At 55.7% G+C, this 12,045-nt stretch carries 10 protein-coding genes; 7 read left to right on the top strand and 3 right to left on the bottom strand.

Annotation, left to right across the window (positions count from 1 at the left end; genetic code table 11):
• Positions 1-10 precede the first annotated feature (10 nt).
• Positions 11-565, top strand: a complete 555-nt coding sequence (locus tag CA54_RS18865; RefSeq protein WP_146372559.1) for an RNA polymerase sigma factor — start codon at positions 11-13, stop codon at positions 563-565.
• On the top strand, positions 562-951 hold the full coding sequence (locus tag CA54_RS18860) for a DUF6768 family protein (protein WP_146372558.1): 390 nt from the start codon (positions 562-564) through the stop codon (positions 949-951). Before CA54_RS18865 ends, CA54_RS18860 begins: the two co-directional genes overlap by 4 nt.
• Before the next feature lie 25 nt (positions 952-976).
• On the opposite strand, the gene CA54_RS18855 is transcribed toward CA54_RS18860, so the two are convergent.
• Together CA54_RS18855 and CA54_RS18850 are read right to left on the bottom strand one after the other, a co-directional pair.
• Positions 977-1,912 carry a hypothetical protein gene (locus CA54_RS18855; protein WP_146372557.1) on the bottom strand — a complete coding sequence of 312 codons (936 nt, stop codon included), beginning with the start codon at positions 1,910-1,912 and terminating at the stop codon, positions 977-979.
• Between the two features lie 333 nt (positions 1,913-2,245).
• Entirely contained in the window at positions 2,246-3,007 is a 762-nt protein-coding gene (locus tag CA54_RS18850) for a gamma-glutamyl-gamma-aminobutyrate hydrolase family protein (protein ID WP_146372556.1), read from the bottom strand.
• Positions 3,008-3,464: 457 nt separating this feature from the next.
• Here CA54_RS18850 and CA54_RS18845 point away from each other — a divergent pair, with 457 nt between their 5' ends.
• The 5 genes from CA54_RS18845 to CA54_RS18825 all read left to right on the top strand — a co-directional run bounded on the left by CA54_RS18845 (position 3,465) and on the right by CA54_RS18825 (position 11,706).
• Complete coding sequence (locus CA54_RS18845) at positions 3,465-5,648, top strand: DUF1549 domain-containing protein (RefSeq protein ID WP_146372555.1); 2,184 nt, start codon at positions 3,465-3,467, stop codon at positions 5,646-5,648.
• A 74-nt stretch (positions 5,649-5,722) separates the two neighbouring features.
• Positions 5,723-7,150 (top strand): DUF1501 domain-containing protein, encoded by a 1,428-nt coding sequence (locus CA54_RS18840; protein ID WP_146372554.1) that lies wholly within the window; start codon positions 5,723-5,725, stop codon positions 7,148-7,150.
• Between the two features lie 346 nt (positions 7,151-7,496).
• Entirely contained in the window at positions 7,497-8,099 is a 603-nt protein-coding gene (locus tag CA54_RS18835) for a metal-dependent hydrolase (RefSeq protein WP_146372553.1), read from the top strand.
• 84 nt (positions 8,100-8,183) lie between these two features.
• The gene (locus CA54_RS18830) at positions 8,184-8,780 is read left to right on the top strand and encodes a hypothetical protein (protein WP_146372552.1); all 597 of its coding nucleotides are present in this window, start codon (positions 8,184-8,186) and stop codon (positions 8,778-8,780) included.
• A gap of 55 nt (positions 8,781-8,835) precedes the next feature.
• On the top strand, positions 8,836-11,706 hold the full coding sequence (locus CA54_RS18825) for an FAD-dependent oxidoreductase (RefSeq protein WP_146372551.1): 2,871 nt from the start codon (positions 8,836-8,838) through the stop codon (positions 11,704-11,706).
• Here CA54_RS18825 and CA54_RS18820 read toward each other — a convergent pair.
• Positions 11,703-11,933 carry a carbon storage regulator gene (locus CA54_RS18820; RefSeq protein WP_146372550.1) on the bottom strand — a complete coding sequence of 77 codons (231 nt, stop codon included), beginning with the start codon at positions 11,931-11,933 and terminating at the stop codon, positions 11,703-11,705. The genes CA54_RS18825 and CA54_RS18820 overlap by 4 nt on opposite strands.
• Positions 11,934-12,045 lie beyond the last annotated feature (112 nt).

Below are 12,045 nucleotides of genomic sequence, written 5' to 3'. Positions count from 1 at the left end.
CAATGGACGCATGAGCCGAAATGCTGACGACATTTTGAACGAACTTCTTGTGATACGCGCGCAACATGGTGACGCGTCCGCCTTGCAGTTGCTTATTCGTCGTTGGCACCCCAAGCTGATTCGCCACGCTCACAAACTGACCGAGCGCGAGGACGTGGCCGCGGACGTGGTTCAAGAGGGGTGGGTGGCCATTTTTCGTGGTCTGCATCGATTGAAAGATCCCGCCACCTTTCGCGGTTGGGCTTATCGGATTGTCCACCACAAGTCTGTCGACTGGATACGCTCGCAAACGCGCGAGCGACAACTTAACCACGATCTCGGCCAACAAATCACTTCGCCGACAGTGCAAAAACCACCCGAAGAATTGACTGATGTCGAGCAGTTACGAAACGCGATCGTGCGTTTGACGGCCGAGCAACAGCTGTTGTTGCGAATGTTCTACGACGACGAAATGCCTTTAAAGGAGATCGCGGCTGTTTTGGCCGTACCGGAAGGCACGCTGAAATATCGACTTTTTTCACTACGACAACAACTCAAAAAGATGATTGATAGGGAGACGTCATGACCGGACACGATATTGATGACAAGATCAAGCAAGCACTCGCTGCCGAAGACGCGGATCTCTACGCGCAGTTTGCGCAGGAACCATCTTTGCTCGAACAGGGATTGGAATTGCTGCAAAGCCGCAACCGTTGGGTGACTGCGTTAGTGATGATTTCGACGATGATCTTCCTGGTCCTCGGCTTCTACTCGCTGTGGAGGTTTTTCGGTGCCCAGGAGATGAAAGCGCTGATGAGCTGGGCGCTCGGATTTGGATTCTGCATGGCAGCAGTCTCGATGATGAAGATCTGGGCCTGGATGGAGATACAAAAGAACAACACCGTCCGCGAAATCAAGCGACTTGAGTTGCAGGTGGCTCGGCTGACGCAGCGGTTGGGCGAGCCGCAATAGCCAGCTTCCGGGCTAAACCTGCGTACTATCGTTCGGCTTTGACTGGCTGGTAGCCTGAGACTTCGGTGACCGCTTGGTTGTCGACGTGGCTGTTCAGGAATCGTCGGATATCTTTTCCCGTATTGACCAAGGCGATTTCTTGATCATTTTGTTGTGCGACAATGCGGACAAAACTTTCCGGTAGGAATGGCTGGCCATGCGTTCCGGTTTTGATGCAGATGTCGTACACACCCTGTTTTAAAAGCACGTCACCTGCACTGAGCTGATTGCCGTTGATGAGAAACTCCGTCCCGCGCTCGGGTAGCTCGACGCGATACGCCCCATCGCTGGGGATAATCAGCTTGGCGGTCGCTTCGTAATTGATTTCCATGAAATCGATCCGGCCTCGCAACTTGCCTTGGATCTCTTCCGACCAAAGATTTCGATTGGGAACTGCCAGATTGACCACCGGATGGTTTTTGCCCGTGGTGAATTGTCCGTACATCCCCAAAACGCATTCGTAAATCTCGTTGTCGACAAATTGTGACGGATCCGTTCCAGACGCCGGAATGCTTTGACCGTCGAACGCGTCCCGTTCTTTGGTCAAGTGGGCAGCTCGATCGAGATTTCCGTTCTCGATAGCCCTCGTGATGGCGACATTCAAATTTGTCACAAACTCGGCGCGGACAGCTGCCGATTCCTGTTTCCTTAATTCGCTCGCCCGCTGCCGCGCCTCGCGAATCGCATCTTCAACAATCTGCTGCGCTCGTCGCTCGATTACGCTAATCTGTTCGCGGTACTTCTGCCGCGCACGTTCATACGACGATTCCGACTCGCCGGCTGCAGCCTCAACCGCCGTGCTGTCCTCCGCTGAACCCGATTCGGGCAATTCCGCATTGATTTGCTGGACCGCGCCGCACATCAATATGATGAATCCCGTGAGGAACATCACCTTCAATGAGTGTCGAGATGAACCTAACATGACCGAGGACCCTTCTGTCATTGAATGGGCAAGATATTGAAAACGGAGCATTGCTCTGCAATCCACACATCATTTCCGCGACGGATTCGGTATTGACCGTACGGGCCGTTCATTGACTCCAATGATACAATCATGTGGTCACTACTTCCAGAAGATCTCGTCGTCATTAGTCGTGGCCTCGCCCACTCGGGTTGGGCAATCTCACAAGCCGTTCGTCCGACAACTAAAGGTATATCACGACGCACCTCACCAACAAAAAAGGCGGCCGAACTCCGTGTCCGGCCGCCTTACTATTTCTCGGTGAACTCATTCACTCGATTTCAACACCACTAACTACGCTGCGTGGCGCAGTTGTAGGATCATTGGTTGTTCCACGGCTGTGCAGGCTTGCAGGAAGTGTTGGAAGACTTGCATGTCCAGGGCCGATGAGGTTTCGCTTTCGGGGTGCCATTGCACGCCGAGGCAGTACCAGTCGTCCAGGATCGATTCGTACGCTTCGACCACGCCGTCGGGGGCGGTGGCGCTCACACGGAACGGGGTGGCGAGTTGGTCGACCGATTGGTGGTGCGAACTGTTGATGCGGATTTCGCCCGGGCCGTAGATCTCGTCCATCCGTGTTTCGGGAACGATCTCGATAATGTGCCGCAGGTTCTTTTCGACCGGATCGAAATGGTGCAGCGGACGGGGGTAGGCTTCGGAAATGTGTTGATAGATCGTGCCGCCGCAAACGACGTTCAGCATCTGCATGCCTAGGCCGACGGCCAAGACCGGAATGCGGCGTTCGTAGGCGATTTTGCACAAGCGACGGTCAAAGTCCTCGCGGCGAGCGGGCATGGCGCGGGTGGTCGGATGCGGTTCCATGCCGAGTCGTTGGGGATTCATGTCTTGCGTGCAGCCGGCCAAGACCAGGCCGTCGACATTGTCCAGAAATTGGTTCAGGTCCTCATCATCGGCAAACGGCGGCAACGGCATGGGCAATCCGCCGGCAGCGGTGATCGAGTCGTAGTAGCCGGTGTTGAACCACGAGAGCGGATTCACATCTTTGCGTGCGGGGCGAAAGTCACCATTGAACGCGATCGTCGGTTTCTTGGACATCTAAGTTTTCCTCCCTGATTAGAAACACACCTTTAGGGGCGGTGCGCGCACATCATGTGCGTCGAGAAACGAGTAGGGGCAGCGCCACTGCGAGAGGCCGGCTGAGGGCACAGGGCGTAAAAAAAAGCGGCAGAGATTTCGGCGGATGCTGAGTTGCCGATTCTGCCGTCAAGCGACGTGATTATATCTGTGTTTTGCAAGGATCCATCCTTCCATATTGTCGTGCAGCCAATCCTTTGACTGCGGAGGGGATGTTAGCCAATGAAAATCGCGTTGTAAAGCGAATGGCCGATTTTGTGGAAAATTGCTCTTGTCTCACCACATCTGGTAGCCGCACCAACCCGTTGTCGCACAAGTTGCTGTTGCGGCATGGAATATCACGCATCCCGCATGGTAAAATCAAGTCCAGCCTCGCAAATATCTTGTATCTCAAATCCAGCCGGTGATCCAACACACCATGCATACTCCCCGACACGTTCAGCTTGCCGTGATTTGCGCCTGTTCGGTCTTGATGTCGACCCTATTTCTCGCACCCACATTGGGCGACGAAGAGGCCAACCCCGTGGCACCGCGCCGCCCGGACTTGCCGTCCATCGAAAAGGGTTCGGCCCTCACGAATCCCATCGATCGTTTTTTGCAAACGACGTATGCAGCGGAAAACATTGACGTGGAGCGCCTGGTGAGCGACGAAGTCTTTGCGCGGCGCGTGCATGAAGATCTGGTGGGGTTGTTACCATCGCCGGCGGAACTACAAGCATTCGTTGCCGATTCGCATCCCGATAAACGGCAGCGGTTGGTGCGCAAACTATTGGCTGACCGTCGCGCGTATGCGGAGCATTGGTTGACGTTTTGGAACGATGCGCTGCGCAACGCGTTTCGCGGCACCGGATTTATTGATGACGGTCGGCGGCAAATTACTGGGTGGCTATTTGCAGCACTTTATGACAACAAACCGTATGACCAATTCGTACACGAGTTGATCAGTCCGGTCGACGGATCCGCAGGGTTCATCAAAGGAATCATTTGGCGGGGCACGGTCAATGCCAGTCAGCGGCGGGAGATGCAAGCAGCGCAGACGATTTCACAGGTTTTTCTGGGAACCAACATCAAGTGCGCCAGTTGTCACGACAGTTTTATCGACACGTGGACCCTCGACGACGCCTACGGTTTAGCCAACGTCTTTGCCGATGAGCCGCTAGAAACATTTGAATGCAACAAACCCAACGGCGAGTTTGCCACGGTCAAGTTTCTGTTTCCGCAATTGGGCAAGATCGACAGCACGGCGCCGCGCGACGAGCGGATTCAACAACTCGCCGACATCATGACCAGCCCACAAAACGGACGTTTATCGCGGACGATTGTGAATCGGCTTTGGGCGATATTGATGGGGCGGGGACTGGTCGAACCGGTGGATGAAATGGATTTGCCGCCCTGGCACGCCGACCTGTTGGATTGGCTAGCGGTCGACTTGGCGGAGCACGATTACAACCTTCAGCACACGCTGGAGTTGATTTGCACATCGCGCGCCTATCAACTCCCCTCGGTCGGTTTCCCCGATCCTGAAGAAACAAGCTACACCTTTCGCGGACCGTTGGTGAAACGTATGTCGGGGGAACAGTTTCTCGATGCAATTTCCTCGCTGACCGGCGTTTGGCAACCAGTGGAACCTGCCATGGTCCAACGGGACGGTCGCGGACAGGGAGGACAATTGACCGACGTGGCGCTTGTGTTGGCGGAGAGACGGCGAGACCAAACCCCGGCCACTGCGCATTGGATTTGGAACGACGCCCAGGCAGCACAGGGGACCATCGGCGGGACGTTGTTCTTGCGACGGGAGTTTACCTTGAAAGCCGCTCCCCAAACAGCGCGCGTGATTGCGACCGGCGATAATTCCTTTACGTTGTACGTCAACGGCAAGCAAATCGCCCGTGGAGACAATTGGCAGAAGGCGACGGTTGTGGACCTGCAGCCCCACTTGCGGGCGGGGCAAAATGTATTCGCCGTGGCCGCCGTCAATTCTGCCGACAAGGACAAGCAGCCCGAAGAGTCCTCCAACTCAGCCGGTTTATTATTGTCAGCTGATATCCAGATGGCTGACGGGGAAAACGTCGTCATCGAAACGGATGATTCATGGTTGTGTAGTACGCAGTCGCCCGACAAATGGGAAACCGTCGAATTTGACGCCCAGGATTGGAAACCGGCCGTCGAATTGGCCGACATTGATGGTGGTCCCTGGAAAATACGTGTGCCGTTGCTGGCCGCATTGATCATCAGCGACAGCCAGGTGCGCGCTGCGATGATCATGGACGACGCGCTGACGCGTGCCTTAGGCCGCTCGAACCGCGAGCAAGTCGTCACCCGTCGTCAATCCGTCGCCACTACGCTACAGGCCTTGGAACTGACCAACGGCGGCACACTGGATGCCGTATTAAAGCAAGGAGCCGAGAACTGGCTGCAGCAGTCGGAGGCGAACAGCGTTGCGATCGTTGATGGAATCTACACACAAGCCCTCGGCCGAGCGCCAACGTTGGACGAGGCTGCCTTGGCTCGCGCGTTGGTCGGCGAGAAACCGTCGGTCGAGAGCGTGCAGGACTTGCTGTGGGTGGTGGTGATGCTGCCCGAGTTTCAGTTGATTGAATAATGTAGCTGCTGTTGTCGGTGAGAAACGCGAATTACGGCCGGTACAACCGGCCCTACAATCTGTGAGTGATGACTATGTCCATAAACAATTTCCCCAACCGCCGCGACTTCCTCAAAACGGCTTCCGCTGCGACGTTGGCAACGCTCGCTGCGGGTGAACCGACCTTCTCTGCTGGCGCCGAAGACGACACGCCGACCGCCAAGGCCGATGCGGTAATCGTACTTTGGATGGGGGGCGGAATGGCGCATACCGAAACGTTTGATCCCAAACGTCACACGCCGTTTCGCAAGGGCCTGCCCGCCAATGAAGTGCTCAGCACATTCCCCGCCATTGATACCTCGGTGGACGATATCAAGATTTCCGAGGGGCTGGAAAACATCGCGTCTGTGATGGACCGTGGGACGCTGTTGCGGTCACACTATCTGGCCGATCTGGGGAAAATTCTGCATTCGCGGCACCAATATCATTGGCACACTGGCTACGAACCGCCGCTGACCGTAGCAGCGCCGCACATTGGGGCTTGGATTGCCTCAGCTCTAGGCCCCAAAAACCCTGCTGTGCCGGCGTTCATCGATATCGGACAGCGATACGAAGGAAACGGCGAAGCGGAGGAACTCAAAGCGTTTCAGACAGCCGGAATTCTGGGCAGCGAGTTCGGCCCGTTTCGTGTCCCCGAACCGACACAGGCGATCGAAACTGTCCGCCCGCCGGCGGGGATGAGCATCAAACGATTTCGCAATCGTTACCAGACGTATCGCAAAATGCTCGAGCAAAGCCCCGTTGCCCGACACGGCAGCGACTACCAACGCGAGTCGTTGCTGCGATCATTGGACAATGCCTACAAACTACTCGATTCCCCGGCAGCACAGGCATTTGATTTGTCGATTGAACCAAAGGAAACCTACGAGCGTTACAACACCGGTCGGTTTGGTTTGGGGTGCTTGCTGGCGCGGCGGTTGATTGAACAAGGCGCCCGGTTCATTGAGGTCACGACTGAGTACATCCCCTTCTTCGGTTGGGACACGCACGACAATGGCCATACGCGATTGGTCGAGATGAAAAAATCGATCGATGCGCCGATTGCGCAATTGGTCCTCGATCTTGAACAGCGAGGTCTGCTCGAGAGCACATTGATTGTCCTCGCCAGCGAATTCAGCCGTGACATGCTGGTCGAGGGCAAACCGGACAAACCAGTCGGCGGCCAAGTCGCGCAGCCTGACACGATTGATGAGCTCAAATTCTACGGCATGCACCGCCACTTCACCGGCGCCAGCAGCGTGTTGATGTTTGGCGGCGGCGTGAAGCAAGGGTTTCTGTACGGCAAAACCGCCGACGAACGCCCCTGCACAACCATAGAAAACCCGGTCTCGGTCACCGATCTGCATGCGACAATCTACCGTGCCTTGGGTATCTCGCCCCAACACAAAGCGACCATCGAACAACGCCCGTTCTTTGTAACCAAAGACGGCCACGGCCAACCGGTGACGGACCTGTTGGGCTGATTGTGAGAAGATTCACCACGGAGCCACGGAGGACACGGGGCAGCTGCGTCGCTATCTTGTAGACGATGAATATTAGCCACAGATGGAACACGAATGGAACACAGAATTCTTGACGTCGCACATGGCAATCCACGCCAAGAAACGCAACACAGTGGAGTCCGCTACGAATGATAAGGCTTATGAATTCGACAACAATCTGCACTGGAAACATGTCATCCGAACGTATAAGTGCTTAGGTGGACTGACTCAAAAATCGATCCATATTGATTTCTACAGACTACAGTCTAAAGTCTACAGCCTCTCCCTATTTCGCGTCCTCAATCCTTCCGCGTGAAAAAAACACCCAATGACTCTCCCCGAACATGCGATCTGTTCCGTGATGCTAGCGCAATTTGGGGTGCAACAGCGGTTCGGTTGGCGGGGCACGTTGGTTGTGGCATTGGCGGGGATTTCTCCGGATGCGGATACCGTTGCCAAACTGTTTGGGGATGAGCATTTTTGGACGCTGCACCATGCCCTGGGGCATAATGTATTCGTCCTGGCCCTGCTCGCCGCCATTGTTTCTAGCTTAGGACGTTGGCTGCTTGGACTGAGTCCTTGGACGTATCTATTTTTCTGGTGCATGCTCGCCGCCACGGCGCATGCGGTCACCGATTGCCTGTACTGGTTCGCCGTCAAACCGCTTTGGCCGCTCAATGACTGGGCGATCAAATGGGAGATTCTGGAGTACCTGGACCTGATCGTCCTGGCGATGTGGTTAATGGCAGCGATCTGTTTGTGGAAATGGCCACAGCGCGGACGACTGATTGCGAAGGTCACGCTGTCGCTCTTTACCAGTTACGTTCTGCTGCGCTTCGCCGCACCCCCGCCGACGGGGATCTGGAAAGTTGTCACCGGCGGTTGGATGTACGACATCCCCGAAGGGACGCCGGGGTTTGGGTGGTGGTGAGGGCCGCAAGTTTTCTGTAGGATAAATTGCCGTCCCATCCATCTCGTCAAATCACGAACCTTCGCTCGCTCAGGATATTTTCACATGGCCCGCAAGCGTCGGCCCGTCGCCAAATCGAAACGTGAGGCCTCTGCGGAACAGGATCCGCTGGGGAAATTACTCAAGGTCTATCGCCCAGCGGTCGGCAGCTGCTTTTTGGTGATCGGATTGGGATTCATTATTGGCGTGCTGTGTGTGGCCTTCGCGGCATTTCTGGTGAACAACACACTCGTTACCGGAATTGCGATCGCACTCGCACTGTTGTTATTGATCGGGACGATTCTCTATTCCGTCATCAATTATCGACAGCGCTTGGAATTCCACAAAGGGGGACTGCGATACACGAAAGGCCGTGCGTTGGTCGAAATTGTCTGGCACGATATCATTAACATCCAGGCCGGCCGCAGCAACGCTGTTGGCTACGGCCCTCTGCAGACTTTGACACGCTCCGAAGACGCAGAGGCACGCGACGATTTGCTAACCGAAAGTCTGAGTGATTCGTTTTGGGATGTCACGATCGTCGATATCACCGGTCAAACAATTTATCTAAACCAGATGTTCATGAACGGTGTGAAAAATCCGCGCAAGTTCGTCAGCAACCTGCGTAACGGGGCCGGACTGCAAGCCGGTGAAGTTCGATAAAACTAGCTTCCGACATGAACAGTCCTCAATAACGACTCATTTGGAAATCCTACACATGCACACCTCAATCCTCCTCACGGCAATCCTTCTCGCCCCCGCAGCAGCGCCGCAAACTGTGGAAACCGATCTGCTCGTCGTGGGTGGTTCCGAATCAGCCGTCGCCGTGGCCGTGCAGGCGGCGCGGTTGGGGGTGCGGCGGATTGTGTTGGTGAATGACATTGACTGGCTGGGAGGGCAATTCACTGCCGAGGGTTTGGGAGCAGTCGATGAATGGACAATCTACAAAGGGAAGCGAGAACCGTTCCCCCGTAGCGGATTGTTTTTAGAAATCATGAATGCCATCGAAGCCGACATGCAACAAAAGTACGGCTTGCCGCGACCAGGAAACGGCTTTTGTTCTTGGACGACCTGTGAGCCGCGGGACACGGAGCGATTATTTCGGGAGCTCGTTGCACCGTATTTGAAATCAAGCGGCGGTCCGCTGGAGATATTCGGCAATTATGAACCGCAGCAGGTCAGCGTCTCCGACGGAGCCGTGACGGGTGTTGAATTTGTCTCCACGCAACCGGGCCAGCCGTCTCTCACCGTTCAGGCGAAATTAACCGTCGATGCCTCTGACTGGGGGGACGTGGTCCGGCTCAGTGGTGCGGCATACATGCGCGGACCGGATTTGAAATCGGCTTTTGACGAGCCAGGCGCGCCGGAAAATCAGACCGCCGTCCGCCCCAACGAACTCAATCCAATCACTTACTGCATGATCCTCCGAGAAACGGACGCTCCGACAGTAATCCCGCAGCCCGCGCATTACGATGAGCGCCGTTACTACGGTACGACCTTAGCGACCAAGGAAGAGTTTGGGAGGCTTGGTTGGCCGCGGGGGACTATGTCGCCACGTGTTCCGGCCTGGAAGGAGAGCACGATGGCGAACGGCCCGTATGGAGAACAGCCGTCAGTCTATACACACCGCCGCTTAGTTGATCGCCGACACAATGAGCTTCAAGCTGGCAGCGAATCCATTCTGGTGAATTGGCCGCTGCAGGATTATCCGACCTATAACTTTCCCGCCTATCTGCGCGATCAATTGGAAGCGACCGAACCGGGGGCCTCGGAGAAAAACCTCGTCGACATGACCCCCGCGCAGCGGCGATTGGTCTTTGCGGATGCCAAATTGCACGCGCTGGGCATGTTGTACCACCTGCAAACCACGGTCCATGAAAAAGACCCGTCACAGGCGGTTAGCTTTCGTGATATGGCATTGACCGACGAATTCGGGACGCCGGACAAAATGCCCTTAAAGCCGTACGTCCGCGAAGGATTGCGATTGGATGCGCTCTATGTGCTCCGCGAACAGGACATTCGTGATATTGACGGCAAGCAATCCTGGGCGACCGTGATGGTGCCCGACAATCTCTTCGGTTTTCAGTTCAACATCGACTTTCATCCGACAAAGCGAATTTTCTTAAACGACGATCCCAGCGGACCGTGGGCGCACATTCATTCCAGTTACCGCAATTGGGGCACGCACACCGACCGTAGTGGGTTTCCGCTACGGAGTCTTGTCCCCAAAGAAATGGGCGGATTGTTGGTAGCAGGAAAAAACCTGGGGTACACCAGCATCGTCAGTTCTGCCGTACGGTTGCATGGGCATGGCATGCTGGCCGGACAAGCGACCGGTGCCTTAGCTGCGATGGCGTTACGTGAAGGTGTTCCCCCCCGCGAAGTCGCTGCCGATTGGAAACGCATTCGCGAATTGCAAACACAACTCGTTTCCCCCTCCAGCGACCCGAAAACAGGACAAAACCCGCCCGGCGTGCTGCTGTGGCCCTATCACGACCTACCAGTCGAGGCGGAATATTTCGCCGCCGCGAACCAATTGGCCATTCGCATGATCTTGCCGGGCGACCAGGGACTGCAGGACTTTGAGCCGGACCGCGTCGTCACACGCCGAGAGATGGCTCGGACAATCGCGCGCGCCGCTTTGAGCACGGGACAATTTACCGATTTCGATTACTCTACTAATACTGATCGGCCGGCATTCAGCGATGTGGACATCTTCGATGCTGACTATGCGGCAATCGAATCACTGCAGCGCTGGAAACTAATCACCGGCGATAAAAAATTTCATCCGGAGCAGCCCGCAACCTGGGAGTTCCTCCGCTCTCTGGCCGGGAAACTAAATTGGACCGTTGCGGATTCCTCAACCGAACCGGGAACACCGCTAACCCGCGCTGGATTGGCGCAGGCGTTGTGGGGGGCGATCCAAGAGCGACCGGATGGAACGCTTGAGGCGACGGCGAACTATCTGCAGCCGGGACACGATGCGGACAAAGATGGCGTCGAGGACCTCAACGACCCGTTGCCGTTCGATCGCGACAACGACGGCTTGCCTGATCGACTGGATGCGGATGACACTGGCAACGGATTGCCGGACCGTGTAGCGGTCGATGGACTTTCTGTTCGTCGATTTAATTTTACCGGGCGCGGCGCTGCGCAGGTTCCAGGCTATCACAATGATTCTGGGCTTGCGTTTGACGATGAGCGGGGTTTCGGCTGGCGTACAGACATTTCCGCCAACCATCGCCGCCGACATCAACATCCCGATCCGGTCAAGGATTCGTTTTTATTCACCCGGAAAACCGCTGTTTGGGAATGCGCGCTGCCAAACGGCACCTACCGCGTCAGCGTTACAGTGGGAGACAGCGGGCATGCGCAGCCCGGACAGCAATTGTCCGTCGAAGGCATGCCGGCCGTGAACAATGTTGATACGGCTCTCGGGCGATTCCACACAGCCAGCGTGACAGCCAAAGTCACCGACGGGCGTTTGACGATCGAGATGGGAACTGAAAATCCCAGACTCAATACCTGTCTGAACGCCGTTACGATGATGTCGGTAACGACATCTTCGGAAAAATCGTCAGCCGATTAAATTGCAAAATCGCACAGGCCCTCGAGGTTTGTGACGACCGATGTGGCCGCTAACGGTTTCTGTGGGGCGACGTTCTTTGTCGTCAGCAATTCGCTTCGCAGAATCTCGACGTCCTGCGGCGCATCGATTCCTATCCTGACCGTGTTGTTTCCTGTGTCGACGACCGTCACACGGATGCAACCGTTGATGACGATGCTCTCATTCTTTTTCCGCGATAGTACAAGCATTTTACCCCTCCTTGACTAAAAAGTTGCCATTACAATTGTCCGGCGCACAATGGTGGCCGGGTCATTCGCAAGAAGAAACGCCAAGCCTCCCACGCAAAAACGGCGCAAGTCG

Source organism: Symmachiella macrocystis (assembly GCF_007860075.1).
Lineage (GTDB): Bacteria > Planctomycetota > Planctomycetia > Planctomycetales > Planctomycetaceae > Symmachiella > Symmachiella macrocystis.
The sequence above is the reverse complement of the archived record's forward strand: the minus strand, read 5'-3'. Positions and strand labels throughout refer to the sequence as shown.

Coding starts and splice junctions, on each gene's coding strand:
- CA54_RS18820 (WP_146372550.1), bottom strand. CDS start 11,933: ATGCTTGTACTATCGCGGAAAAAGAATGAGAGCATCGTCATCAACGGT.
- CA54_RS18850 (WP_146372556.1), bottom strand. CDS start 3,007: ATGTCCAAGAAACCGACGATCGCGTTCAATGGTGACTTTCGCCCCGCA.
- CA54_RS18825 (WP_146372551.1), top strand. CDS start 8,836: ATGCACACCTCAATCCTCCTCACGGCAATCCTTCTCGCCCCCGCAGCA.
- CA54_RS18835 (WP_146372553.1), top strand. CDS start 7,497: ATGACTCTCCCCGAACATGCGATCTGTTCCGTGATGCTAGCGCAATTT.
- CA54_RS18860 (WP_146372558.1), top strand. CDS start 562: ATGACCGGACACGATATTGATGACAAGATCAAGCAAGCACTCGCTGCC.
- CA54_RS18855 (WP_146372557.1), bottom strand. CDS start 1,912: ATGTTAGGTTCATCTCGACACTCATTGAAGGTGATGTTCCTCACGGGA.
- CA54_RS18840 (WP_146372554.1), top strand. CDS start 5,723: ATGTCCATAAACAATTTCCCCAACCGCCGCGACTTCCTCAAAACGGCT.
- CA54_RS18845 (WP_146372555.1), top strand. CDS start 3,465: ATGCATACTCCCCGACACGTTCAGCTTGCCGTGATTTGCGCCTGTTCG.
- CA54_RS18865 (WP_146372559.1), top strand. CDS start 11: ATGAGCCGAAATGCTGACGACATTTTGAACGAACTTCTTGTGATACGC.
- CA54_RS18830 (WP_146372552.1), top strand. CDS start 8,184: ATGGCCCGCAAGCGTCGGCCCGTCGCCAAATCGAAACGTGAGGCCTCT.